Origin of the sequence: Corallococcus terminator (genome assembly GCF_049194865.1) — a bacterium.
GTDB lineage: Bacteria > Myxococcota > Myxococcia > Myxococcales > Myxococcaceae > Myxococcus > Myxococcus terminator_A.
The window spans coordinates 161,799-187,354 of record NZ_JBLZWL010000022.1; the positions used below are offsets into that span (position 1 = coordinate 161,799).

At 68.5% G+C, this 25,556-nt stretch carries 16 protein-coding genes; 10 read left to right on the plus strand and 6 right to left on the minus strand.

Going from position 1 to position 25,556, the window contains the following annotated elements; genetic code table 11:
* Positions 1-24: 24 nt before the first annotated feature.
* From ACN469_RS10310 to ACN469_RS10320, 3 genes are all read right to left on the minus strand, one after another.
* Positions 25-6,558, minus strand: a complete 6,534-nt coding sequence (locus ACN469_RS10310) for a beta-ketoacyl synthase N-terminal-like domain-containing protein (protein ID WP_498766619.1) — start codon at positions 6,556-6,558, stop codon at positions 25-27.
* 40 nt (positions 6,559-6,598) lie between these two features.
* The gene (locus ACN469_RS10315; RefSeq protein ID WP_498766728.1) at positions 6,599-7,453 is read right to left on the minus strand and encodes a thioesterase II family protein; all 855 of its coding nucleotides are present in this window, start codon (positions 7,451-7,453) and stop codon (positions 6,599-6,601) included.
* A gap of 312 nt (positions 7,454-7,765) precedes the next feature.
* The gene (locus ACN469_RS10320) at positions 7,766-9,238 is read right to left on the minus strand and encodes a serine hydrolase (protein ID WP_498766621.1); all 1,473 of its coding nucleotides are present in this window, start codon (positions 9,236-9,238) and stop codon (positions 7,766-7,768) included.
* A 146-nt stretch (positions 9,239-9,384) separates the two neighbouring features.
* On the opposite strand from ACN469_RS10320, the gene ACN469_RS10325 reads away from it, so the two are divergent.
* The 10 genes from ACN469_RS10325 to ACN469_RS10370 all read left to right on the plus strand — a co-directional run bounded on the left by ACN469_RS10325 (position 9,385) and on the right by ACN469_RS10370 (position 21,485).
* Entirely contained in the window at positions 9,385-9,897 is a 513-nt protein-coding gene (locus ACN469_RS10325) for a TlpA family protein disulfide reductase (RefSeq protein ID WP_498766623.1), read from the plus strand.
* 35 nt (positions 9,898-9,932) lie between these two features.
* A complete protein-coding gene (locus ACN469_RS10330; RefSeq protein ID WP_498766625.1) occupies positions 9,933-10,235 on the plus strand; it encodes a hypothetical protein in 303 nt (100 codons plus the stop codon).
* Positions 10,236-10,389: 154 nt separating this feature from the next.
* Positions 10,390-10,662 (plus strand): hypothetical protein, encoded by a 273-nt coding sequence (locus ACN469_RS10335; RefSeq protein WP_498766627.1) that lies wholly within the window; start codon positions 10,390-10,392, stop codon positions 10,660-10,662.
* Positions 10,663-12,219, plus strand: a complete 1,557-nt coding sequence (locus ACN469_RS10340) for an efflux RND transporter periplasmic adaptor subunit (protein ID WP_498766629.1) — start codon at positions 10,663-10,665, stop codon at positions 12,217-12,219.
* A gap of 5 nt (positions 12,220-12,224) precedes the next feature.
* Entirely contained in the window at positions 12,225-15,353 is a 3,129-nt protein-coding gene (locus ACN469_RS10345; protein WP_498766631.1) for an efflux RND transporter permease subunit, read from the plus strand.
* 665 nt (positions 15,354-16,018) lie between these two features.
* Positions 16,019-16,195 (plus strand): peptidoglycan-binding domain-containing protein, encoded by a 177-nt coding sequence (locus tag ACN469_RS10350; protein ID WP_498766633.1) that lies wholly within the window; start codon positions 16,019-16,021, stop codon positions 16,193-16,195.
* Between the two features lie 9 nt (positions 16,196-16,204).
* The gene (locus ACN469_RS10355; RefSeq protein ID WP_498766635.1) at positions 16,205-18,304 is read left to right on the plus strand and encodes a hypothetical protein; all 2,100 of its coding nucleotides are present in this window, start codon (positions 16,205-16,207) and stop codon (positions 18,302-18,304) included.
* Complete coding sequence (locus ACN469_RS10360; RefSeq protein WP_498766637.1) at positions 18,301-19,893, plus strand: hypothetical protein; 1,593 nt, start codon at positions 18,301-18,303, stop codon at positions 19,891-19,893. The genes ACN469_RS10355 and ACN469_RS10360 overlap by 4 nt, the downstream gene beginning before the upstream one ends.
* Positions 19,894-20,009: 116 nt before the next feature.
* The gene (locus tag ACN469_RS10365; RefSeq protein ID WP_498766639.1) at positions 20,010-20,513 is read left to right on the plus strand and encodes a cytochrome c-type biogenesis protein; all 504 of its coding nucleotides are present in this window, start codon (positions 20,010-20,012) and stop codon (positions 20,511-20,513) included.
* Between the two features lie 3 nt (positions 20,514-20,516).
* The gene (locus ACN469_RS10370; RefSeq protein WP_498766641.1) at positions 20,517-21,485 is read left to right on the plus strand and encodes a tetratricopeptide repeat protein; all 969 of its coding nucleotides are present in this window, start codon (positions 20,517-20,519) and stop codon (positions 21,483-21,485) included.
* A gap of 87 nt (positions 21,486-21,572) precedes the next feature.
* On the opposite strand, the gene ACN469_RS10375 is transcribed toward ACN469_RS10370, so the two are convergent.
* The 3 genes from ACN469_RS10375 to ACN469_RS10385 form a co-directional block, all read right to left on the minus strand.
* Entirely contained in the window at positions 21,573-22,145 is a 573-nt protein-coding gene (locus ACN469_RS10375; RefSeq protein ID WP_498766643.1) for a tRNA-uridine aminocarboxypropyltransferase, read from the minus strand.
* Positions 22,146-22,277: 132 nt separating this feature from the next.
* Positions 22,278-23,612: a hypothetical protein gene (locus tag ACN469_RS10380; RefSeq protein WP_498766645.1), complete on the minus strand. Its 1,335-nt coding sequence runs from the start codon at positions 23,610-23,612 to the stop codon at positions 22,278-22,280.
* Entirely contained in the window at positions 23,609-25,555 is a 1,947-nt protein-coding gene (locus ACN469_RS10385) for a hypothetical protein (RefSeq protein ID WP_498766647.1), read from the minus strand. Before ACN469_RS10385 ends, ACN469_RS10380 begins: the two co-directional genes overlap by 4 nt.
* Between the last annotated feature and the right edge of the window lies 1 nt (position 25,556).

Here is a 25,556-nt window from a genome sequence, read left to right on the forward strand (position 1 = left end):
CCTCGCGGTTCGAGGCGGAGCCCGTCACGCGCGGCGCTCAACCTCGCCCTCACGTGCACGGTCGACCGAGTCATGCGTCGGGGCCTGTCCCAGGACGATGGAAGCAACGTCATCCAGGGTGGCCCCGCGAATCAACGTCACGATGGGAATCCGCACGCCCATTTCCCTCAGGACCCTGTTTCGCACCTCGGTGGCCATGAGCGAGTCGAGCCCCTGCTTGCTGAGCGGCTTGCGTCGGGACAGTCGCTGAACGGGCAGATGCATGACGTCAGCGACCAGGTTCGCCACCCGTGTCTCGGCGGGAAGAGCGTCCGGGGCCGCCGGAGATATGGCTGCCTCGGCCAGCAACTGGGCCGGCTCGGCGGTGGGCTCCGGCTCCGTGCGGGCCACAGCAGCCTTGGACACAGGAGGTGAAGCGGGGGCCGCGACAAGCTCCCGCATCACCCCCAGGGCCGCGGCGCTGGGGTAGGCCTCGGCCCAGAGGGTCCAGTCCGCCGGCATGACCATGATCTGTCCTCGAGCCCGGGCCCCGAGGAACAAGCCCAGAAGGTTGGCGCCCTGCACGGGAGAGAACCCTCGCAGGCCCGTGGGCCTCCGGACACGGCCTTCGGCCACCTCTCGGCGAGCCGCCATGCCTACCTCTTGCCAGAAGCCCCATTGGATGCTGAGCGCGGGCAGCCCTTCAGCGTTTCGGTGGGCCGCCAGCGCATCCAGGCTGGCATTGGCGGCTGCGTATCCTCCCACCATGGGGGAACACAGCGCGGAAGCCCCCGACGAATAGAGCACGAAGAAATCAAGCGGCTCTTGTCCGATGGTGCGATGCAGTGCCCATCCACCGCGCAGCTTGGCATGCAGGAGCGCGTCGAGCTCGCCCGGGTCAAGCTCTGCCAACCATTGCTGACTGGCGACCCCCGCCGTGTGAATGACCCCACGAATCCTCGGATGCCCGCCGTCAGTCCACTCACGGAACAGCGCGGACAGCCCCGACTCGTCCGCGACGTCCACGCTCCGGTAGCGGACCTGGATCGATTCCCGGCGCCACCTGAGCAGGTCAGCGATGGCTGGAGCGAGGGGATGCGCATCGCCGAGCAAGGCCCATTCGCTCTCTGGCGGCAAGGCCGTGCGTCCCACCAGCAGCAGGTGCCGGGCGCCTTGTTGGATGAGCCAGTCCGCCGCGACGCGTCCGAGCGCCCCCAGTCCCCCCGTGATGACATACCCCGCGTCGGAGCGGACCACGGGCGAGGCGGCTTTCGGTGCGAAAAGGGAGCGCGCTTGTGTTGGAGCCGTGCGCGTCAGCGGAGCAACCGCGTGGTCCTCCCGGGCCTCGTCCGGACGCACGGAACCCGCGGCGACAGGCAAAGGGAGGTAGGTCCCCAGACGGATCAACTCCAGGACTTCGCGCAGGACTTGCCCCATGAGCGTGGGCTGCTCATCCAGCGCCACGGAAACACAGGCCGTGTGAAACGACAGGTCGCTGGGACCAGGCGGGGCGTTGCTGCTCCAGACTCCTCTCGCGGTGGCGGGGACTCCGCCAGTGACATGACGTCCCCCCTCACGAAGCAACCCAGCGCCCGCCGCCGCATGGCGCGCGTCAGGTGAATCGACGACGACATCGAAACCTCCCGCGCTGGAGAGGCGGGCCAACTCATCCATCAGACCGGGTGAGCCGGGCGGAGCCACGCCGGCCGCACCCGCCAGACGGAACATCGCGCGCGCATCCTCATGGTGAGACGTCGCCAGGACCACGGCGCCGCGCCCATGGGCCACCTTGAGCAGGGCCAAGGTGAGAAGCGTGCTGGAGCAGTTGACGAGGACGTGCTCACCCGGCCGAAGCCCCGCCCGGTTGACGAGGGCGAGGTGGGCGAACACATAGGGCACGAGCGAGCCCACCAGCGTCGCGGCCTCCCACCCGAGGGGACGTGGAACGACCAGGGCCGCGTGGGTGACGACCCGCCTGCCACGCGGAGCACGGGTCAGCGCAACGACTTCCTGTCCCAGCCGGAGTGTCCTGACACCAGGCCCCAGCGCGGCGATTCTCCCCATGCAAGCCCAGGCCATCGCGGGTCGCGTTCCGGGCGCGAGGTTGGAAGAGTCGGCGTCCACGGAGGGAGCTTCCACCACGTCGATCAGCACCTCGGTGGTCCCCAATCCCAGCGGCGCATCAAGGGAAGTTGCTTCATCCCCGTGGGGCGCCGAGTTGCTCCGTATCCCCTCCGCAGGGTTGTCGGTCCGAGACACCTCGGCTTCGTTCAGGCGCGGGACGCCAACGGGGACGAGGCGCGCCACCCAGCGCTGGCCCGCGCGCAACGCCACCTGACTTTCCCCTGGCGTGGCACTCAGCTCACGAGCCAGGTCCTCCCAATCACGCGCGGTCGGCTGGCTCGGCAGGTCGATCAGCGTCGGCGTGAACTCAGCGGCCTCCAGGAGGGCCACACGCCCCATGCCCCACAGGGAGCCCATGGTCGGCTGTCCTACTCTCTCCCCGGGCGCGGCCTGCTGAGCGCCCTGCGTCACCATCCACAGGCGCACGTCACCTGTCGACGGCCGCTGACTCAACAGGCGAATCAGTTGGGCGAGGTGGTGACACGCTTCCTCGGCCGAGGCGATTCGTCGCGCATCGTTCCCCCGCGCGGCAGACAGGAACACGATGCCTAGCGACTCTCCCTGAGCGCGGGAGTGCTCCGCGTCCAGCAACGCCGCCCGGCAGCATTCCGCATCCCCGCGCGACGGGGGCAGTCGGGCGACAGTGAGGGGGCCCTTCAACCGCTGAGGGAGCTCCGCGCCGATGTCCACCTGGTGACTCAGCACGAGCCAGCGGCTCGGCGCTGTCCTGGCCGGCGTCGCGCTCTCCACCTCGCGCCAGGTCAGCTCAATCAACCAGTCACGGGAGTCCTCGGATGGCCAGGTGCGTGTCCGGGGGGCGGGTTCGGCCCCCAGGAAGGTGATGCTCATCCCGAGCACGTCCGCGACGGGCTCTCCTGTCACCGTGGAGATGTGGATGTCTCCCTTGAAGCTGGCTCCCTCGGACAGGCGCAGGCGAGCGTGACTGATGAGCTGTTGCGTTGGAGGCCGGTGGAAGCGCACGGACTCGAAGGCCTTCCCCAGGAAGGCGCTCCTCCGGCCCCGGGCGCTTGATGGGGACTCCCCCAAGGCGGTGAGGATATGGCAGCACGCATCCAGCGTCGCCGGGTGGAAGTAGAAGCGGTCCCAGTGAGCAGACGCGGACGGTGGGACTTCGGTACGTGCGACCAACTCCCCCTCTCCTTGTCCTGCGTCGACGACTCCCGCGAAGGCACCCAGCCACTCGTTTCCCGCCTTCTGTGCCCTGGCGTAGAAGTCCTTCACATCCAGGGGCGCGCCACATCGGGCAGCGGCTGCGAGGGCCTCCCCCGACGCCGCTGGTACGACACGCGCGGCGGTGAGGACACGCCCGGTGGCATGGGTGATCCACTCGCGAGCGTGTTCGGCCACCCGGCTGCGAACGGTGAACGTCCAGTCTCCGTCCGGGCCTTGCAGGTCGACCTGAAGCCAGGGGCTGGGACCCGCGCCCAGGAACAGGGCCGCCGGGAAGTGTACGTCCCTCAACTCGACGGTGGGTCCACTTCCTCGAGCGGCGCGCACGGCGGCGTGGACAAGCTCCACATAGCCTGTCGCGGGGAAGACGGGAGTGCCTTGGACGCGATGGTCCACGAGATAGGCATTCGCCTGGAGGTCCAGCTCGCCCTCCCAGCGCAGGACGCCCTCCCCTGGGCTCACCCGAGCGCCCAGCAGCGGATGACGTGGACCGCGGAGCTCGAACACTGGCGAAGCGCGCGCGCCCTGCTGTCGCCCGGCGTGAGCGTGGTGCGGGCTCAAGGTCTTCGCGGCGGCGGCGGGGCTCGTCGTCCAGAAATGCTCGTGCTGCCAGGGATAGCCCGGGAGGTCCCGGTGACGTGGCCACTCGGGATAGAGCGCGGCCCAGTCGACCTCGGCACCCAGGACATACAGCTCGCCCAGTGAGTCGAGCAGGCAGGCCATCTCCGACTGCTCACGCAGCAGGCTGTGAAGGACGGCATGCGCGTCCGTGGTACCGGCGACACCTTCCTTCAAGGCCCCCACGAGCACGGGATGTGGGCTGACTTCCAGGAAGTGGACGCCCGGCTCTTCGGACAGCTCCTTCACCGCCTCCGCGAGCAGGACGGGTTGACGCAGGTTCTCCGCCCAATAGGCGGCATCCAGCCGAGTGCCCTCCACTTCCTTGCCTCGGACCGTGGAGTGAAAGCGCACGGTGCCCGCGCGAGGCGTGAGGTCCTCGAGTTCGCCGAGCAGCGCTTCACACAGCGGGTCCATCAACGGGCAGTGGGACGCGAAATCGACCCGGACCCGCCTGCCAGGGATGTTCTGTCCTTCCAGCTCGGCGAGATAGGCATCGATGGCCTCGACCTCTCCGGTGACGACGCAGCTTCGGGGACTGTTGTGCGCGGCGACCCAGAGCCGCCCCGCGTAGTCGGAGTTCAGTCGCGCCTCGGCGTCCGCGGCGGGCAGCTCCACGACAGCCATCGCGCCGCGGCCACCCTCCTTGCGAGCCAGCCGGCTTCGGCGGCAGATCACCTTCGCCGCATCGGACAGGTCCAGGATGCCCGCGACATGCGCGGCGGCGACCTCGCCCATGCTGTGTCCGAGCACCACGCTCGGGATGATTCCCCAGGAGCGCCAGAGCCGCGCCAGCGACACCTGCAGGGCCCAGAGCACGGGCTGGACGACATCCACCCGCGACATCCAGCCGGCCTCTTCCGACTGGAGCACCGCGAGCAAGGACCAATCCGTCTCCTGGGAGATCGCCACGTCACACTGTTCGAGCGCCTCCCGGAAGACAGTGGAGGAGCGCAGCAGCTCTCGCCCCATGCCGACCCACTGGGAGCCCTGCCCCGGAAAGACGAAGACCACCTCGGGGACACCCCTGGCGTCTGGCTCGGAGGTCTCATCGGCGGGCAGCTCCGCGACGGCGCGCAGGGCGCGCGCCAGCGCCGAGCCATCCGTCCCGAGCACCGCGAGGCGATGAGCGTAGTGGTCCCGCCTGCGCGCGCTCACGGCGCAGAGCTCTTGGACGAGCCGTGGGTCCGCGTGCTCGAATCGGTCCGCGTAGGACGCGGCGAGCTTCCTGGCGGCATGCCCGTCCACTCCGGACACGGGAAGCAGCAGCAGCGCGGGCGGCTCCCCTTCCTTCGCCGGGGGTAACGCCTCCGCCGAACGATCCGCCTGCCGCAAGATGACGTGGGCGTTCGTCCCGTTGATGCCGAACGAGCTCACGCCCGCGACCGGAGGGCCGTCGTCACGACGAGGCCACTCCATGGTTTGGGTGGGAACCTTCAGCGGCACGTCGTTCCAGTCGATGGCCGGGTTGGGCTCCGTCAGGTGAAGGCTCGCGGGGATGCGCTCGTGATAGAGGCTGAGCGCCGTCTTGATGAGACCGGCGATCCCCGCGGCCCCTTCCGTATGGCCGATGTTGCTCTTGACCGAGCCCACCCAGGTCGGTTGCTCCAACGGACGGTGCCCCCGGAGGACCTCGGCCAGCGCGCGAAGTTCCACCGCGTCACCCACCCGGGTGCCCGTGCCATGCGCTTCGATGTAGTCGAGGTCCCTCGGCCGCACGTTCCCCATGAGGAGCGCGTCTCGAATCAGGGCGACCTGCCCGGCTTCGGAAGGTGTGAGCAGATAACCACTGCCCTGTCCGTCATTGTTGGTCGTGCTCCCGAGGATGACCGCATACACCCGGTCGCCCTCCGCTCGAGCCCGTGACAGCGGCTTGAGGACGATGACGCCGACTCCGTCGCTGCGCACGAACCCATCCCCCGCGGCATCCGCGAACTTGCAACGCCCGTGGGTCGAGAGCATCCGGGCCGAGGAGTAGACGATGGACTCATCGGGGAGGATGATCGCGTTGACTCCACAAGCCAGCGCCAGCTCGCTCTCCCCCAGGCGCAAGCTCTGGCAGGCGAGGTGAACCGCGACCAGCGATGAGGCGCACGCGGCGTCAACCGAGACGCTGGGGCCTCGAAGATCCAGGGCGAAGGACAGGCGTCCTGGCAGGACGGAGCGAGCTGAGCCCGTCACGTCGTAGATGTTGAGACTGGCGCGGTCCTGGAGCTCCCAGTAGTTCGTCGCGATCAGCCCGACGAACGTGCCTGTGCGCGTTCCCCGCAGCGTCAGTGGCGCGATGCCCGCGTCGCTCAGCGCATCCCAGCCGACCTCCAACAGCAATCGCTGCTGTGGATCCATGGCCTTCGCCTCGCGCGGCGAAATGCCGAAGAACCGCGCGTCGAAGCCCGCCAATTCCTCCAGAAATCCTCCCCAGCGGGAGTGCGTCCGGCCGGGGACATCTGGGTCCGGGTTGTAGAAGGCCTCGAGGTCGAAGCGGTCCGGGGGCACTTCCCGGATGGCATCCCGCTGGTCGAGCAGCATGCGCCAGAAGGCGTCCGGGCCCGTGGCGCCAGGAAGCCGACAGCCGATTCCCACGATGGCGATCGGTTCGTCTGGAGCGATGCGTCCTGCATCCGAAGCACGTGGGTTCAGGCTCATGAAGGAGTCCTTCCTGCTGCGTGTGAACAGGCAAGACGCTTCAGGCGCGCATCCATCTCCAGGCAGCGCGAGCGGGCGTCACCCTGGGCGAGAGCGGGCGCAGGCCGTCCTCTGGCAACAAGCGAAGTACGTCGCGGACCGACTCCAGCTCCGCGCGCAGCATCCGCAGGAATGTTTCTTGATGATCGCGGATGAAGAAATGACCGCCTGGGAGGACGTGCGCGCGGATGGGGGCGGCGGCGAGCTCGGACCACGCCAGGGCTTCGGCGGGAGTCGCCGCGGAGTCGTCCCGGCCACTGAAGACGGTGACGGGACAGCGCAGGAGGTCCGACTGGGAATGGCGATACGTTTCAATCAATGCGGCATCTGCTCGCATGGACGGAAGGACGGCCGCGAGCAGGTCCGTGTCCTGGCGGAGTCTCGCGGGAATGCCTCCCAGGGCAGCGACGAAGTCGACGAACTCCGCGTCGGAGAGCACGTGGGTTTCACGCACGAGGCCACGCCGATGAGGGGCCCTGTGCGCGCCCACCAGCAATGCACAGGGAGGGCTGCCCTGCCGTCGCTGGAGGTGGATGGCGAGCTCATAGGCAATCAGGGCCCCCATGCTGTAGCCAAACAAGGCGAGCGGTCTGCTCGCGAACGGCGCCAGGGCGAAGGCCACGGACCCCACCAGTCTCCGCATGGAGGTCTGAGGGGGTTCCTCAGCTCGCTCCTGTCGGCCAGGGAGCCGCATGGGAATGACTTGCACCCAGTCCGGCAGAATCGATGACCAGTCGCGATAGATCGACGAGGTCCCGCCCGCATAGGGAAAACACAACAGATGCAGTTCGACATCGCTCCGCGGAGGACACGGAAACCAGGGCGACAGCGCGACGCCTGACTTTCCTTCCGACATCACCACCCCTGTCCAGACGAAGACGGCGCGCGCCCGACAAAGCAAGACGGCCAGACAATCGCTATCGCCAAAACAAGATACGCCACGCCCTCCGGGCGTCAAGCGGCAAATGCCATTGAATGAGTCCAAAGCAGGTGCATCTGGATTTGCATCGAAGCTGCGCGGCTTTGATTGAGTCTTCACCTCTCCATGGGACTGACCCGCAGCGCGACATCGCTCATCAGGCTGTGCGGGCGACGCGCGCTTCAGCCGCCTCAATCATGAGCAGGAAGACTACTCCCGCGGAGCCCAGACCCCGCGGGAGCGGAGACGTCAGGGAGCCTTCGCCGCGCCCTGTTCGATCTCCTTGAGCACCTTCTCCGCGTTCGTGTTCGTGGGATCCAGCTCCAGCGAGCGGCGGTAGCTCGCCGTGGCCAGGGCCTTGTCACCGTGGGCCAGATACGCCTCGCCCAGGCTGTCATGGACGTTCCCATCCTGCGGGAACAGCTCCACGTTGAACTTGAAGATCTCGATGGCCTCCGGCACGCGGCCGCCCTGCATCAACTGATAGCCGACGCGGTTGAGCTCCCCTGGACCGAAGAAGTACTCGGCGGGCTTCTTCGCCTTGACCGTCTTGTACTGCGCGATGGCCTCCGTGGCGGTCCCCTTGGCGAGCGACTGCCACACCACGTCGCTGATCGGCAGCTGCGGAGCCTGGGGCGTGACGCCGTGCAGGACGCTCAAGGCGCCCACCGCCAGGCTTCGCGCCCGCACTCCGCGCCCCACGTTGCTCAGAACGATGACGACCTCTTTCTTCTCCGGCACCCGCAGCAGGAACGAGCTGAAGCCGTTGATGCCGCCGCCGTGGGCCACGGTCGCGACCTTCGACTTCCCGTCATCCAGTTGGGTCGGCTCCATGCTCCAGCCGAAGCCGTAGTCGTCCAGCCCCGGGGTGAACATCTTCTGCTTCAGCGCCGCCGGCAGCACCTTGTCGCCGTAGAGCGCGCGGTCCCACAGATAGAGGTCCTCCACCGTCGAGTACATCGACCCGGCCGCGTAGGGCAGGCCCATGTCGAGGTACGCCGCGTTCACGAACCCATCCGGGTTGCGCTCGTACCCGCTCGCGCGCTTCGCCAGCACCGTCGATGACACGTCGAAGCCCGTGTTCTTCATCCCCACCGGCTCGAAGATCCGCTCGCGCAGCACCTGCGCGTAGGTCTTGCCCGTCACCTTCTCGATGATGGCGCCCAACAAGAAGTAACCCGAGTTGTTGTACGAGTACTTCGACCCCGGCTCGAACTCCAGGTCGCCGCTGGCGAACTGCTTCACGAAGTCGGGCACCGTGTACGGGTTGCGAGAGATCTTCTCACCGAAGTCCGGCCGCGACGTGTAGCTGGGGATGCCCGACGTGTGGTTCAGCAGGTGCGTCACGGTGATGCGCGCGCCCGTGTCCTGACGGTAGTCCGGCAGGTGCTTCGTGATGGAGTCCTCGAGCCCCACCTTGCCCTCTTCCACGAGCTTCAGGATGAGCACGGCGGTGAACTGCTTGGTGACGGAGCCGATGCGGAACTTCGTGTCCGGCGTCACCGGGAGCTGCCACTCGAAGTTCGCCTGGCCATACCCCTTCTTGAGGATGATGCCCTTGTCGTCGGCGACCAGCAGCGCCCCGTTGAACTGCTTCAGCTCGGTGTACTTCGCCGCCAGGCGATCAATCGAATCCTTCCGACTCGCCGCGCTCGCGGGTGACACCCCGAGCAACAGCGCCAGTCCCACGACGACACCAACATTCATCCACCCGCGCTTCATTCAGAGCTCCCGCGACAATTTGAAGAACCAGCACCTGGCGTGCCCATGTGCTCGGGCCCACATCCACCTCCCAGGCACGAACGAAGGCGACTTCAATTGCGTACAGGCATGGCATGGGCCGGAGGCCCGCGCTACCTTGAGACCTGATGCGCAATAATCCCCCTTGGCACGCGCTGGCGATCTGTGTGCTCGCAGCGATGACCTGGGCCTGCCGGAGCGAGCCTCCCCCCAGCTACGTCCGCATCGAAGGCCCTGCGCCGGTCCTCGAGGACGCACCGGATGCACGCGCGGTGCTGGTGGTGTTCTGGGCGTCCTGGTGTCCCCCTTGTCGCAAGGAGACGCCCCAGCTCCGTGCCCTGGCCGAAGCACCTCCCGAGGGGCTCCAGGTCGTCGTCTTCAGCCACGACAAGGACTTCAAGGCCGTGGAGTCGTACTTCGAGGGCCCTCCCCCTCCCGAGCTGCGCGTGCGCCTGGACACGGGCAAGCAGGTCGCCCACGCGTTTGGCGTGGAGCTGCTCCCAACCAGCCTCCTCGTGGTCGACGGCAGGCTGGTCGCCCGCTTCCCAGGCCCTCGCGACTGGGACTCCCGGGCCATGCGGCGCCTCCTGGAGAAATTGACGCGCCCACCCGAGAGCCGGGCCACGGGCTCGGCGAATTGACTCGGCCCCTCCGTCCTGGCTAAGCCAGCGGGTGGATGCGGTTCCTCCTGCGATTCCTGGCCGTGCTCCTCGTCCTGATGACGGGCGGCGTCTTTCAGACGCTGGCCTTCGCATCGGACACGCACGCCGACTGCGCGGAGGACGAAGACGACGAGTGCACCGACTGCGCTCCCAGTTGCGTCCTGTGCCCGTGCTGTCCGCTGAGGGCCACCCCGGCGCCGGTTCCCTTCATCGAGGACCTCGCCACCGCGCCCACTCCCCCCCCGGTGCCTGGCCGCGTGGACGAGCCGGTCCTCTCCGGACTGGCCGCCGACATCTTCCAGCCTCCTAGAGCCTGACGCCTCCCTTCACGGGAGACGTGTGCCCTCCGCATGCCTCCTGGGCGTGCGACCGCACACGCGTTCTCGGTGCCTGAAGCCCTGTCCAACCGCCCCGCGTCCACTCGCGCGGGAATACCTCGCCGTGGGCGACCGCCCCGGCCGGAGCCTCCTCATGCGTTCACTGCGTTCGCTGTCCGTGCTCGTCGCGCTGCTCACCGTCTCCCCTGTCCTGGCCGAAACGCCCAAGGCCCCCGAGAAGTCTCAGACCTCCGAAGCCGAGAAGCCCAAGTGCGAGCACGGCGTGCAGAAGTCCCTGTGCACGCGCTGCAACCCGAAGCTCGCCGCGGTCTTCAAGGCCAAGGGCGACTGGTGCGCGGAGCACGAGCGCCCCGAGTCCCAGTGCTCCCTCTGCCATCCCGACCTCGCCAAGAAGGGCGTGAAGTAGATGTCCGCCTCCCGCGTCGGCCCGGTGATGCTGTGCGCCCTGCTCTGCATGAGCGCGGCGAGCTGCTCGAAGGAGTCCAAGCCCGCAGTGGCGGAGAAACCCTCCGCGTCGCGGGCCGTCGCGGGAGGCGCTTCCGCGCCCATTCCCCTGTGTGAGCACAAGGTGCCCGCGGAGCTGTGCACGCGGTGCACTCCTGACCTCATCGACGTCTTCAAGTCACAAGACGACTGGTGCGCGGAACACGGAGTGCCAGAGTCACAGTGTTTCCAATGCAACCCGAACCTCACCTTCACCGCGAAGGCCACGGAGCCGAAGGACTGGTGCAAGGAGCACGCGGTCCCCGAGTCGAAGTGCACGAAGTGCCATCCAGCGCTCGTCGCGAAGTTCATCGAGGCCGGTGACTACTGTCGGGAGCATGGCTTCCCGGAGTCCGTTTGTCCGTACTGCCACCCGGACCTCGTGAAGGCCGCGGGCGCGGCGCCGCCCACCTTCCCCGAGCCGGGCACGCGCGTTCGACTCGCCTCGGCGGAGACCGCGATCGAGGCGGGCATCCAGACCCGGCGCGTGGTGAAGCGCCCCTTCGCGCGCACGCTGGAGGTCGTCGGGCAACTCGACTTCAACAACAACCGACGGGCCCAGCTCTCGACTCGCGGTGAAGCCCTCATCGTCGAAGTCCGAGCGGATGTCGGCGACGAGGTGAAGGCCGGGCAGCCGCTCGTGGTGGTGACGTCCGGCGCGGTGGGCGCGGACCAGGGGCGGCTCTCCTCGGCCCAGGCACGGGTGGAGGCCGCGCGAGCCGCGCTCACGCGCCAGCAATCACTCGTCGCGGGCGGCATCAGCGCACGCAAGAGCGTGGAGCAGGCCCAGGCGGACGTCGTCGCCGCCGAGGCCGAACGCGACGCGGCCCGCGCATCCCTCACTGCCTCCGGAGCCTCCGTCCACAGTCAGCAGGGCACCTACGTGCTGACAGCGCCGTTCGCCGGCACCGTGGTGAGCCGCGATGCCGTCCCCGGACGACAGGTGGACGCGGGACAGACGCTCCTCCAGATCGCCGACCTGAGCACCCTGTGGGCCTTGCTCGAAGTGCCCGAAGCGGACGCCAGCGAGGTCCGCGCGGGCCAGCCCGTCACCCTCTCGTTCGAGAGCATGCCGGGAGAGACACGCGAGGCAACACTCACCCGCGTGGGAGCCTCCGTGGACCCGGCCACCCGCACGGTGCGCGCCCGCGTGGAGCTGCCCAACCCCGAGGGCGCCCTCAAGGCGGGCCTCTTCCTCCGAGCCCGGGTGCAAGTGGCCGCCGAGCACCCCGCGCTGCTCGTGCCTCGCGAGGCCATTCAACGCGCGGAGGGCCGAACGCTCATCTTCGTGAAGAAGGACGCGGGCCTCTACGAGCCCGTCGCGGTGGAGCTGGGCGCCGGGACTCGTGAGGCGGTGGAGGTGGTGAAGGGCCTCTCCGAGGGACAGGAGGTCGTCACCACGGGCGCCTTCCTCCTCAAGACGGAGATCCTCAAGGAGTCCATCGGCGCGGGCTGCTGCGAGACGTCGGAGGGCCCGTAACCCCCATGCTGACGCGAGTCATCGACTGGTCACTGGCGCATCGCGGGGCCGTCCTCCTTGGCACCCTGGTCCTCATCATCTCGGGGCTCTTGTCCTTCCACGCGCTGCCCATCGACGCCATCCCGGACACCACGCCCACGCAGGTGCAGGTGAACGCCGTGGCGCCAGCCCTCACACCCATCGAGGTGGAGCGGCAGCTCACCATCCCCATCGAACAATCCCTCGCGGGACTGCCGCGCCTGAGCGAGCTGCGCTCCATCTCCAAGTTCGGCCTGTCCCAGGTGACGCTCCAGTTCAGTGACGGCACGGACCTGTGGTTCGCCCGACAGCAGGTCGCCGAGCGGCTCGGCCGGGTGGAGGTTCCCACGGGCATCGAGCGCCCTTCACTGGGGCCCGTGGCCACCGGACTGGGCGAGGTCTTCCACTACCTCGTCAAGAGCCGCACGAAGAGCCTCGAGGAGCTGCGCACGCTGCATGACGGGGTCATCGCGCCACGGCTGCGCGGAGTGCCCGGCGTCGCCGAAGTGAATGCCTGGGGCGGAGAAGAGAAGCAGTGGCACGTCGTGGTGGAGCCGCGCCGCCTGCAACAGTTCAACCTCTCCCTCCAGGACGTCTACCGCGCGCTGGAGGAGAACAACGCGAACGTGGGCGGCGGAGTGGTGGAGCGCGGAGGCGCGGCGAGCCTCGTCCTCGGCGTCGGGATTCTGGAGAGCGGCAAGGCCGTCGAGGACGTCGTCGTCGCGGCGCACGAGGGCGTGCCGGTGCGCATCCGGGACGTGGCCCGCGTGGAGGTGGGCCACGAAATCCGACGGGGTGCCACCACGGCCGACGGTGAAGGCGAGGCCGTCCTGGGCCTGGGCTTCATGCTCATCGGTGAGAACTCCCACACGGTGACGCAGGCGTTGGCGCAGCGGCTCGACGAGGTGAAGCGCGCCCTGCCCCAGGACGTCTCCGTGGAGCCCGTCTACGAGCGCACCGAGTTGGTGGACCACGTGTTGCGCACGGTGCGCACGAACCTGATGGAAGGCGCGCTGCTCGTCATCGCCGTGCTCTTCTTCTTCCTGGGCAACTGGCGCGCGGGGCTCATCGTCGCGGCGGCCATTCCCCTGTCGCTGCTGTTCGCCTTCAACGCGATGCTGCAATTCGGCATCGTCGGCACCCTGATGTCACTGGGCGCCATCGACTTCGGGCTCGTCGTCGACTCGTCCGTCATCCTCGTGGAGAACGCGGAGCGGCGGCTCGCCGAGGCCAAGGGGAGCCGCTCCCTCCTCGAAGTGGTGCGCGACGCCGCTGTCGAGGTGCGCGGCCCCACCCTCTTCGGTGAGCTCATCATCCTGGTGGTGTACCTGCCCCTCCTCGCGCTGGAGGGCGTGGAGGGGAAGCTGTTCCGCCCCATGGCGCTCACCGTCATCTTCGCCCTGCTGGGCAGCGCATTGCTCTCCATGACGCTGATGCCGGTGCTGGCGTCCTTCGCGTTGAAGCGCGGTGGAGGACCTCACCGCGAGCCGCGCCTCGTCGCCTTCCTCAAGCGCTGCTACCAGCCGGTCCTCGACCTGGCGCTGGCGCATACCCGGGCGGTCCTCGTCGGCGCGAGTCTGCTCGTCGTGGGTGCGCTCGCCGCGGCCACGCAGCTTGGCAGCGAATTCGTTCCACGGCTCTCCGAAGGCACGCTCGTCATCAACACCGTGCGACTGGCCGAGGTGTCCCTCACCGAGTCCATCCGCTACGGCACGCAGCTTGAGAAGGTGCTCCTCACCCGCTTCCCCGACGAGGTGCGGCGCGTGTGGACGCGCACCGGTACGGCGGAGGTGGCCACGGACCCGATGGGCATCGAGCTGTCCGATGTCTTCATCACCCTGACACCACGGGAGACCTGGAAGCGCGCGGAGACCCAGGACGAGCTGGTCGCGGAGATGCGGGCGGAGCTGGCGGACATGCCAGGGATGCGCATGGCGTTCCTCCAGCCCATCGAGATGCGCGTCAACGAGATGATCGCCGGCGTGCGCGGCGACGTGGGCATCAAGCTCTTCGGCGACGACCTGGACATCTTGAAGGCCAAGGCCCGCGAGCTGGAGGGACTGGTGAAGTCGCTCCCAGGCGCCACCGAGGTCACCGTGGAGCAGCTCACCGGGCAGCCCGTGCTCGAGGTGACGGTGGACCGGGAGGCGGTGGCCCGTCACGGCATCTCCACTCGCGCGGTGCTCGATGTGGTGGAGGCGGTGGGCACCCGCACCGTGGGCGAGGTGCGCGAAGGCGAGCGGCGCTTCGACCTGGCCGTGCGTCTCTCCGAGGAGTATCGGAACGACCCGGCGATGCTGGCCACGATACCGGTGACCGCACCGGGTGGAGCCCGCGTGCCACTGGGCCGGCTGGCCCGCATCCGTGAGGTCTCAGGTCCCTCCACGCTCCAGCGCGAGTGGGGCAAGCGTCGCATCGTCGTCCAGGCCAACGTGCGGGACAGGGACCTTGGCGGCTTCGTCGATGAGCTGCGCCGCGCCCTGGATGAAAAGCTGGAGCTTCCCGCCGGCTACTACGTTCGCTTCGGCGGACAGTTCGAGCACCTGGAGCGAGCCCAGGCGCGCCTGCTCATCGTCGTGCCCCTGGCGCTGGCCCTCATCTTCTTCCTGCTCTACCTCACGTATCGGCGCGTCCTGGATGCGGTGCGCATCTTCGCGGGCGTGCCCTTCGCGATGGTGGGCGGCGTGCTCGCGCTCCTGCTGCGGGGCATGCCCTTCTCCATCTCCGCCGCCGTGGGCTTCATCGCCCTGTCCGGTGTCTCGGTGCTGGGAGACATGGTGCTCGTCTCGCGCGTGCGGACATTGCTCGCGGAAGGTCACGCGCTGGGCGACGCGCTCCGTGAAGCAGCCCTCTCGCGCCTGCGGCCCGTGCTGATGACAGCCGCGGTGGCCGCCATCGGGTTCCTGCCCATGGCGCTCAATACGGGCGTGGGCGCCGAGGTCCAACGCCCCCTCGCCACCGTCGTCATCGGCGGCATCCTCTCCTCCACCCTCCTCACCCTCGTCGTCCTCCCCGTCCTCTACGCCGTGTTCGGAGCCGGACGACAACAGCCCCCGCAGCGCCTGGAGGAAGCCGTCCCGCCCCCTCTCGCCTCGAACAGGTCAGCGGCGAGCTGACCCACCTGCTCGGGCAGGTCCGTCCCTGGATGGACTACCGCGTCGAGCAGCGATCACTCGCCCTACCCATCGGGCCAGGAGCGCGTCGCCTCCATGACCTGGCAGGTTCGGCGGGTTTCACCCAACCGACAGAATTGTGGATTCCTCACTGTCACGTGATTCCGGGTTCAGGTGCACTGCGCTTATTTTGGCGTCAACGGCATCTCGGTGACGGCACCTGGGCAAGTCGAAGCACGGGGGACGCGGCATGGTCAGTCCGAGGACGGCACCGATCCGGACAGGCAACACGAGCATCTTCACGCTGAAGCAACGACGCCTGCACATCATCCTGTTGGACCCGAGGGAGAGACCCTACGCGGGACGTGAGTATGTCCTGCGCGTGGGACGCACCGAGCACTGCGGAACGACAGCGCCCGACGGCTCGCTCTCGCACGAGGTGCCCGGCCTCGCCACCGGCGAGCTGCTGCTGCACCTGCCCCCACCCGACCCTGGCCCCGATGAGCCACCCACTCCGGTGGCGACCCGGCCCGGCCAACCCCCACGCTATCCCCCGTCCATCGTCGCCAGTGACTTCATGGACACGCACGCCCCAGCGGAGTCCCCGCCCGATCTGCTGAGCTGGGCGCTGCACCTCGAATCCCCCGCGACGTTCGACTGCCGACGCGATGACGGCGGCCCAGGAGCGACTGCACAACCTGGGCTTCCTCATCGAAGGCGAGCGCGGCGCACCGGGGCCCCGCACCCGCGCCGCCGTGCGCGCCTTCCAGCGCCACCATGGACTCGCTGAAACAGGGCAGCTCGCCGACGTGCAACGCGAGCTGATTCGCCGCCACGACACGTGAGCCCCCGCCATGGCACGCCTCGCGCTCTCGGCCCATGTCGCGCTCACTCCTCCCAGTGGACGCAATCGCAACCGGCTTCGTCTCGCCAGCTTCGGCGTCACGGACTTCCGGCTCTCCATTCCCGGCGGCGCCACTTCGCGCTTCCACCGCCCCGGACTTCCCTCGCCCACCACCGAGGCGCCCAAGGACGACTTCCACTTCGTGCCCGAGGTGGAGCCCGCGGAGCTGACGTATCACCTCTCCAATGACGCCAACCTCGTGCGCGTCGGCCGCCTGGAGCTGTTCACCCGCCACGCGAAGAAACCCCTGTGGACCCGAGACCTGTCCGCCGAGGAGCTCACGGGCGGCGAGCACCACCTGCCCTGGGACGGCACCGTCACCGCGTGCGAGGCCTTTCCCGACGGCGTCGTCACCGTGGAGCACTCGCCGTACAAGCTCAAGCTGACGCTCCAGGGCTCGGGCCTCGCGGAGTGCCCCGTGGCGTGGACGTACTTCCATGTCCTGGTGGATGGGATTGAGCTGGAGCTGGGTGACTCCCGCGTGCTCTCGCGCCAGAGGGACCGCGACGTGGCGACCGCGCTCGGACGGCTTCCCTCGGACGCGGAGCGGGCGGAGATTCGCCTCGTCAGCAACCTCTTCAAGACGCGCAGCGCGGAGATGGGCGACGACACCGACTTCCAGCAGTACCGCCGCGCCTGGGGCATGGGGCCCGATGTCCCCATCTTCGCCCGCGCGTGGCTCAAGGACTCACAGAACCGGCGCGTCGATGCACCGCGCGCACTCGGCAGGGTGCGCTTCCTCTGGGACTGGGAAGACGACGCAGAGGACCTCACCTCGCACTCGCCGCTCGCCCGCGCCTACCTGGAGCACGCGCTGGCGCGCCAATGTCAGACATCGCGCCCCAAGGGCGACAACGCCCACCGCGACGTGGGCGGCAAGCGCGGCCAGCCCAGCGCCACGGTGTTTCCAAGGCAGCCGGGTTACACACCCCAAGCCGAGCCACGGGACGGTGAGTTTCCCTTCCGCGTCGTCCCGTGCACGAAGCGCAAGTGGGCGGCGTACAGCCTGCCGTGGACGAGCGGCGCCTTCGCGGGGCGCACGGGTGTGGTGTTCCAGCCCTCGCGCATCGCCGGAGATGCGTGGCGTGTGACGGTGCAGCTTGCCTATGACAAGCGGAAGGACGGAGGTGTCGTCCTGGACATGGAGTGCGACGCGCCCCTCCCCGCCGCCGTGCGAGCCCGCACCGGCATCTTCGAGTCCTGGCGCGAGGTCCACATCGCCCGCGTCCTGCGCAAGCACCCGACTGTCACCGGCGTCAGTCTGGCCGACGTCCAACAACGCTTCGCCCGAGCCTTCCTCCGACTGGAGGACCGCAGCGGCGGCGTCACCGCCATGGACGCGGTCACCTACAACGCACGCATCGCCCGTGCCGTCGCCGCCATGTCCCCGGAGGTCCGCGCCGCCATCGACCCCGCCGTGGACCAATACACCGCGGGCCCGCATGCCCTCACATTTCGCACCTACCCGAACTTTCTCGACGAAGTGAAGCGGAGGCGAGGCGGGAGTCGCACGCTTGTGTCTCGTTGGCTCCTTCCCGGCAAGGTCGCGAGCACGGACAACAAGGAACACGCGTACCATCGTCTCTGTAAGGACTGGGCGAAGAGCATCCTGGTCATGGCCTTCGACGAGCCCACCGGTGACACGCCGGGCATCGTGCTCTTGCAGTTCGACGGCCTCTACAACCTGGAAACAGAACCCGGAGGCAGCCGAGTCAATGGATTCTCCCAGGAGTTTCCCTCGCAGGACCGCGCTCGCTGCGCCGTCGTGCAATGCGGGACGGCGAGGAACTACAGCGGCGGCGCCAACTCGCTCGTGCAGACCATCGCCCATGAGGTCGGCCATCAGCTCTTCCTGCCCCATGCCCCCTTCCCCATCCACCGCGTGCCCACGGGCGCGATGACCGAACAACATGACCAGGACGGGACCGACTGTCTGATGGGTTACGACTTTTCGGTGGAGCGAAGGTTCTGTGGCATGTGCCTGCTACGACTGCGGGGCTGGAACAAACAAGCGCTGAGCAGCATCGGAAGTCGGAACGCCCGGCCATGAGCCCGATTCTCCTTTCCTGCCACGTGGTCCTCGTGTCGCTGACGCTCGCGAGCACACCGCCCCGCCCCACCGCGGGCACGCCGAGCCCTTCCACTCCGTCTGGAGGTCCCTCCGTGCGCATCCAGTTCAAGCTGTCCAAGGAGCGCTTCACCGCCATCGAGGACCGCAGCCTGCGCCTCACCCTGCGCAACGAAGGCACCGCGCCGGTGGAGCTGGCGGACCCCTTCCGGAACTCCGATGCCACGCTCACGTATACGCTGACAGGCCCCGAGTATCCCCAGGGCCGCAGCGCCAACGGACGCGAAGTCACCCTGCGCAATCCAGACAACGCCGTCGGGCCCGAGGCCGCCCCGCGCGTGCGACTCGGCGCGGGGCAGGCGCTCGAGTCCGTGCTGGAGCTGCACGAGTGGCTCCCTGTCACGCAACCCGGCCGCTATCGCCTGGAGGCGAGGCTGGAGCAACCGTCGCTCACGGTGAAGTCCACGCCCGTCGAGTTCGACATCGTCGCGTCCACGCCAGGCCCCGCGTCCCTGGGTTGCGACGTGGCCGCCGGATATCACAGCAGCGTCATGGCCACGTGGATCCAGGACATCGAAGGCCGGCCGATGCTCGTGGCCGGCGTCTACGCGGACGCGACGGACGACAGCGAGTGGGGCGTGCGGTGGCGTCCCGCGACCATCCTCGGCCCCGTCGAGCCCGGCTCCAGCGACGCCCTGGCGCCGTGGTCCAACAACACGCAGGGCGCGCCGTGTGTCGACTGGGTGGTCTGGCGCAACGGCGCCTCCGTGATGGCCCTCGCCGAGCCCGCCACCACCGCGCATCCGTTCCGCATCGACCTGGAAGCGCCTCCCGAGCACCTGGTGCGTCCACCGCTCCAGACGGCCTCTGGAGCGCTCTTCATCCCCGTCATCGCCGCGGGCGGGAGGGAGCTTCGGCTGTTGCGTTTCCACTCCACGGTGGATGCGACGGAGGTCACACCCGGGCGTGAAGTCGGGCGCGTGCGCCTGCCGGCCCGGCCCGTCGCCTCGCGCGCCACCATCCAGCCCGACACCCTGGGGGATGCCATCAGCGTGATTCTCGTCGATGACACGGCCGAGGGGTTGGACCTGCACCATGTGCGGACCCGCCCCGGGGGTGGGCTCACCCGCGTGGCCAGCACCCGCCTGCCTGGGTTGAGCGCGCTGCCTGGCTCGGAGCCGGGCCTGTGGATCGACTCGGCGGGGCGGCTCAATGTCGCGTTGATCGCCGCGTCGCTGAAACACCCGCGCAGGGCCATGCTCGCGCAGGTGCGCTACCGGCTGGATGGGAGACTGGAGGCGCCACCCCGGGTGAAGGCCGTGGCGGAGCTCCCCGGGCCTGCTCGCGCGGCCATCGCCCGGTACCATCCGGAGAACCTGCGCCAGGGGGCGCTGTTCTGGGCCATCCTGCTGGAGGATGGGCGCCTGCTGAGCCCCTCCACCACGAAGCAGGACCAGGCGATGACACCCCGGCATCCGGTGGCACTGCCGCTCGAGCTGTACCCCGCCCGGGACACGTATGTGCTCACGGTGGACCCGGTGCTCGGACCGGCCTTCGAGCACCTGCGCTGACGCCGTGACGGATGCCCACCTACAGCCCAGGCGGCGGGGCGGGCGTCCGGCGCTCAGGTTTCGCTGTCCAACACAGGCCCGGTAGCGCTAGGTAGAGACGGCTCCCGGGAGTTCCGATGACCGCCGCCCTGCTGTCCCTGACCCTTGCATTCGGCCTCATCACCGGCCAGTTCGCGCCCCAGCAGGCGGCGAGCGAACCTCTCGCGCCCGAACTCGAGGTCCGCGTCCAGCAGCTCGGCAAGACGCTGCGCTGCGCGGTCTGTCAGGGCCTCTCCATCTCCGACAGCCCCTCGTCCATGGCGCGCGCGCAGCTCGACATGGTCCGCGAGCTGGTCTCCGAGGGGAAGAGCGACCAGGAAGTCGTCGACTTCTTCGTGTCCCGCTACGGGGAGTGGGTGCTGCTGGAGCCCAAGGCCGAGGGCTTCAACTGGTTCGTCTGGCTGGGCCCCGTCGCGCTCCTGCTGGTGGGCGGGTTCGTCATCTGGAGACAACTCCAGCAAGGGCCGCCGTTGCAGGCGCCCGCCACTGCCACTCCTTCCGCCCCCACGCCGGGCACTCCTTCCGCGGCGGATGACGCCGACCCCTACCTCCAGGCCGTGCGCCGGGAGCTGGAGCGCTAAGCCATGCAGCAACAGCCGACCAACTGGTTGCCCGGTATCATTGTCCTCGCCGTGGCCTTCGTCGCCGCCGCCGCGTGGCTGCTCTTCATGCGTCGCAAGGGCGCGCTCTCCACGCCCGAGCCCAAGGACGGGGTGCTCGACGACTTGAGCCAGCGCGCGCATTCGCTCATCGACCAACTCCGCGCGCTGGAGGCCGACAAGCACAACCTGGCCGCCGAGCAGTACGCCACGGAGAAGTCCCGCCTGGAGCAAGAGGCCGCCGCGGCCCTGCGCGCCAAGGACGAGCACCTCAAGCGCAAGGTGACGAGCAGCGGTGAGCCTCGCGCCCGGACGCACCAGGCGCCCGCGCCCACGGGCTGGGCCGCGCGCAATCCGCAGTTGTCGGGCGCGCTGTGGGGCGCCGGCATCGTCCTGTTCTTCGGTGGGCTGGGCTACCTGCTCGTCTCCGAGCAGCAGGCGCGCACGGATGGACAGGAGGCCACGGGTCGCATGCCTCCGGGTGCACCGATGCAGCAGGCGCAGCAGGGCGGCATGGGTGCGCAGCAGGAAGGCGCGGAGATGGCGGAGGCGCGCGCGCGGCTGGAGTCCAACCCGTTCGACCTGGACGCCGCGTCCATGCTCAGCCACGAGTTGATCCGCCGACAGGAGTTCGAAGAGGCGGCGACGGTGACGGCCAAGGGCCTGGCGGTGGACCCGTTCCACGTCGAGCTGCGCGTGCACCGTGGCGTGCTGCGCGCCACCCGGGGAGACCTGGAGGGCGCCGAGGCCGAGCTGACCGCGCTGGTCAACACGTGGCCCGACGCGCAGGAGGCGCTCATCTTCCTGGGCAGTCTGGCGCTGCGCCGTGATGACAAGCCCAAGGCGCTGGAGCACTTCGAGCGCTTCTCCGTCGAGGTGCCGCGCAACATGCAGCCCCCGCAGCTGGGGCCGGCGATCGCGCAGCTGCGCACGGAGATCGCCTCGGTGCCGTGATGGACCCGGGCTTCCGCTCCGGAAGCTCGCGGGGCTCACGCAGCTGATGGGATGGGCCCGTGATTGGACGGGCTCTGTGCGGCGAAGTCAGTAGAGCGTGCCGCACTCGGCGATGCGCTGCACTCGCAGCGCGGCCAGACGCTCCAGCTCCGCCGCGGCTTCGGGTCCTTCGAGCATCGCCACCGCGCGAGCAATCGCGTCCAGGGTGGACATCCCGGATGGATGCGTGGGCTCGCGGAGCATGAGCATTCCGGACTCGGGCGCGGGGAGGACGAGTCTCGGCAGTGTGCGGAGCTCAGGGATGCGCTGAGACATCCGCCGAGCCTGTGACCAGCTCCCGTCCAACACCACGAGCTGTCGCGGCGCGGGAGCATCTGGCGGTGCCGGGGGCCCGTCTGGAAAGAGCATCCAGGTGCCCGGCTCGGAGAGCACGGCGGTGTCGAAGGCCTCGTCCGGTGCGCCGTAGGTGAGGAGCTTCGCGTTCGACAGCGCGAGCGCGGCCACCCGCCCGGTGTTGCTCTTCTTCCACGTCTCCACGACGTGCTGGAGGAGGACGATTCTGGTGCGCGTCTGCACCCGAGGAATCTCGGCACACAGGCACAGGTGCTGCGACAGGTTGCAGCGGTGACAGCGAGGCCGGCGGAAGACGGGGACAGACATCCTCCCTCATCCTGTTCCGTGGGCTACGGGAAGAGAAGCGCTCGTTCCGTTTCACGTGCGGAACACGTGTGTCATGCCCGAGAGCAGGCAAGCTGCATCTCGCGGCGCCTGGCTGGGTGACCATGGCTCCCGTCAGCCCCGGTGCCTCTCCGCCTCCCGGAAGAACTGGATGAGCGAGTAGTCCAGCAGCGCCTGGCGGGACTGCATGTACCGACGAGCGCGGAGGAAGGGCAACCAGACGCGCATGCCGACACGAACCTGGGACTCCTCGAGCTTCTGGCGCGGAACCCACGTTCCGCCCAGCCGCCGTACCAGAACGCCGCCCAGGTAGGCGCCCAAGGCCGGCGCGGTGTGCTCGTCGATGAGCTCTCGCTTGTACCGCTCCGGGAAGTTCTCTCTCCAGAAGTAGAAGTCGAGGTCCGTGAGGGACTCGGGCGTCGCGTCGAAGATGCTGGGCACCTTGGTATGCAACGCCGCCACGAGGCTTTCAGACAGGTCGCCGTAGTCACCGCGGACGCGCTCCGGGTCTTTCACGTCCGGTGGAAGCACGGCAGGGAGCCACTCCTCCGGCTCGGGCGGCCGGAAGGCGTTGAGTTCAGCAATCTTCCGCTGCCGCTCGCTGATGGCGAACTCATCAGGCAGCCGCGAAAGGAGCGGCGCCAGGTCCGCTTGGAAGCGAGGTTCCACCGGAGCAAGGGCGGCACTGCGCTCTTTGAGGGTGCGCAGCACTGTGTCGAAGTCGAGGTCCGGTCGTAGGTGGACATGGGCGCGGGCCTGGGCCACGCGCGCCTCGTCACTGGCGAAGTCGGCGGCGGTGGGCCACAGCACCAGAAGGACAGAGCCGTTCGGAAGCTCTTCCACGAGGTGCGCGGGAGTCGAGAGCATCCTCTCGCGGCCTACCGTCTCCACCAGCTTCGGGCCGAAGACGTTGAGCCAGTACAGTTCGTAGACCTTGTCGAACCCGTCTCGCCGTTCCGTCTCATCGTCGCGACCGAAATTGGGCGCACCCGACAGCTCATCATCAGCCACGCTATGCGCCGTCGCATGAGCGGTAGGGTATCTGGTAGCCCAGACACGGACCATGTCGACAAAGTTACGACAACGCTCCGCATCGATGAACAAGGAGATGGGCTGGATGTTGATCCAGATGTGCAGCTTCGACGGAAGCGGCGGATACCTGAGCCTCAGCGTCATATCCAACGCAGGCCACGCTGTACGATAAAGCCCGATTGCAGAGACCCTCGTCTCGCGTCGCTCCTCCAACCCGCTCCAGACGGCCGCCCGGGAATATTGACGTTGGCGCTTGCCATTGACGACGTCCGGCATCCAGTCGCATGCGTAGGCCTCGAGGGCGGCGACGAGGGGCTCCAACTCGCGCTCAGTTTGAGCCTGCTGGTCAAACCCTCCGTCGAACGTGAGCAGGAGGCGATCCTCCCGAGGCAAGTCTTGAAACTCCAGAACCGTCATTGGAAAAGCACCTCTACTTCTGGGACGACATCCCGAGCGGCTTCGACAGCGGCCTTCGCTATTTTTGAGTTCTCAGGCCTAAGCGTGGCTTCGTAGACAAGACGAATCCTCCCAACCTGCACCTCCATCTCCAGTCCGGGCCGGCGGATGCTGAGTGTCTCCCCGTAGTAGGCCAGAGCAGCCTTCCCGTCCGCAACAATCTGCGCCGTCAGGGGGTCCTCTTTCAGTGTTCGCAGGTCCCGGCTCTTGAGGCTGAACGTCTCCACGCGGGGTGATTGGACAGCGGATCGAAGCTCCTCGATGACGAGCACGTCCGCGAAGCGCAGGTCCGCCTTCGCCACGCCCACGTGCGTCTCGATGCGAGGCTGGTTGAAGTCCCTGAGCCACGTCCGCTGAGCCCGTGGCAAGGCCGCATCCGCTCGCAGGAGGACAACCATGTCCCTCTCGAAGCTCAGGCCCCGGGCAAACAGCTCGCGCACGAACTGGTAGCCGGACCACTGCAGCGGTCCCTTGGACGCCGTGCCCTGCTCGATTTCAGCTGCCCTCTTCTCCAGGTAGGACAGGTAGTCGTGCCAGAGTGGATGCACGTCGGCACCAGGAGGCACGGTGCGAAGGAGCGCCTCGCGATGCTTCTTCAGGGCAGCCACGTCCATCGACATGCGGGCCCCACCAGCCTCGGCCTCCACCTGCCGGAACTTCGCCTCCGCCACCTCCGCGGGGATGCCAGCCGACTCGGGTGGCAGCGAGGGCCTGCCGCTGCTCTTTCCTGCTCCGCCCTTCGCTGGCGTGGCCCTCGAAGGCTCGCCATACCGCACCGCCAACATGGCCTGCGCTTGAGCCGGATTGCCTCGCGCCTCGTGAAGGGCCAGCGCGCCGGCTTCGCCCCACTCCACCACCAGGAGCGCCGCCTCACGGCTCTGCTGGAAGTAGCGGGCCAACTCCCCCACGGCGCTCGCCCCCGCCTGCGCCTCCAACCTGTCGAGCACGGCCTTCAGCGCTTCCACGCGAGTCACCGTCGCCTGGAGCCGTGTCCTCTCCTGCCTGACGAGGCCGGCTTCCCGGAAGCCGCGCGCTCCCTTTCCTCCCGCGTACAAGCCCACCAGGAGGGCCGAGGGCGCCAACTGCCGCGTGGCCTCCTCGTACTCTCCCTTCGCAAGAGAAGCCCCGCCGTGCGCCGTCCCAGCAGCCAGCGCGTAGAAGCCCAACGGCACGCCGAAAGTGAGGTGGTCGAAGGCCGCCAAGGCCACGTTGCCCGGTGCGAAGGCCCCCAGGTACTGCGCCTTCTCCACGGCCCAGTACGCCTCGCGGTACGCGGGCGGTAGCTGCCGAGGCAGCGACGAGGCACCCACGCTTCGGCTCCCACCGACGAGGGGAATCGACGAGGCAACGTCATCCGTGGCCCTGCTCAGCCCGCGTGCGATGTCGCTGGCGAGGAAGTCCCTCTCCGGAAAATCCTCCAGGTCGAGCCCCCGCCCCACCAGCTCCGCCCGGACGACTTCCATGCCGCCCAAGGCGCGCTTGAGCAGCTTGTCCTCGGCCAGCAGGCGCAGCACGTCCCGCACCTCGTCATCGAAGGCCGTGTGAATGACGAAGAGGGCGAGGATTTCCGCCTGGCCCGGCCCGTACTTCTCGGCGGCGGTGGCGAGGAAGACGACGCGCTTCTTGAGGAGAGCTCTGGCTGCCTTCGCCTCCAACGGGCCCAGCGCACCCAGTCGGACGGCATTCCAGGCCGAGAGGGACTCCACCAGCCGGGCCATGTCCGTCTTGCGCTGCAAGGCCAGGAAGGCCGCTGGAGTCGTGCACGCCAGGAAGGGCGCCAGCACCTCCTCGTCCGTGGACAGACGCGGCCAACCAGGGGCTACCTCTCCGCAGGCGCCGGACATGACGTCGACGACGGACAGCGCCGCCGTCTCACCTCTGCCGACGCCCGCCTCAGAGACCAAA

What these genes read in the sequence shown, in the direction of transcription:
- ACN469_RS10370 (WP_498766641.1), top strand. Translation starts at nt 20,517, where the DNA reads ATGCAGCAACAGCCGACCAACTGGTTGCCCGGTATCATTGTCCTCGCC.
- ACN469_RS10380 (WP_498766645.1), bottom strand. Translation starts at nt 23,612, where the DNA reads ATGACGGTTCTGGAGTTTCAAGACTTGCCTCGGGAGGATCGCCTCCTG.
- ACN469_RS10315 (WP_498766728.1), bottom strand. Translation starts at nt 7,453, where the DNA reads ATGTCGGAAGGAAAGTCAGGCGTCGCGCTGTCGCCCTGGTTTCCGTGT.
- ACN469_RS10340 (WP_498766629.1), top strand. Translation starts at nt 10,663, where the DNA reads ATGTCCGCCTCCCGCGTCGGCCCGGTGATGCTGTGCGCCCTGCTCTGC.
- ACN469_RS10330 (WP_498766625.1), top strand. Translation starts at nt 9,933, where the DNA reads ATGCGGTTCCTCCTGCGATTCCTGGCCGTGCTCCTCGTCCTGATGACG.
- ACN469_RS10310 (WP_498766619.1), bottom strand. Translation starts at nt 6,558, where the DNA reads ATGAGCCTGAACCCACGTGCTTCGGATGCAGGACGCATCGCTCCAGAC.
- ACN469_RS10350 (WP_498766633.1), top strand. Translation starts at nt 16,019, where the DNA reads ATGACGGCGGCCCAGGAGCGACTGCACAACCTGGGCTTCCTCATCGAA.
- ACN469_RS10365 (WP_498766639.1), top strand. Translation starts at nt 20,010, where the DNA reads ATGACCGCCGCCCTGCTGTCCCTGACCCTTGCATTCGGCCTCATCACC.
- ACN469_RS10325 (WP_498766623.1), top strand. Translation starts at nt 9,385, where the DNA reads ATGCGCAATAATCCCCCTTGGCACGCGCTGGCGATCTGTGTGCTCGCA.
- ACN469_RS10320 (WP_498766621.1), bottom strand. Translation starts at nt 9,238, where the DNA reads ATGAAGCGCGGGTGGATGAATGTTGGTGTCGTCGTGGGACTGGCGCTG.
- ACN469_RS10360 (WP_498766637.1), top strand. Translation starts at nt 18,301, where the DNA reads ATGAGCCCGATTCTCCTTTCCTGCCACGTGGTCCTCGTGTCGCTGACG.
- ACN469_RS10345 (WP_498766631.1), top strand. Translation starts at nt 12,225, where the DNA reads ATGCTGACGCGAGTCATCGACTGGTCACTGGCGCATCGCGGGGCCGTC.
- ACN469_RS10375 (WP_498766643.1), bottom strand. Translation starts at nt 22,145, where the DNA reads ATGTCTGTCCCCGTCTTCCGCCGGCCTCGCTGTCACCGCTGCAACCTG.
- ACN469_RS10335 (WP_498766627.1), top strand. Translation starts at nt 10,390, where the DNA reads ATGCGTTCACTGCGTTCGCTGTCCGTGCTCGTCGCGCTGCTCACCGTC.
- ACN469_RS10355 (WP_498766635.1), top strand. Translation starts at nt 16,205, where the DNA reads ATGGCACGCCTCGCGCTCTCGGCCCATGTCGCGCTCACTCCTCCCAGT.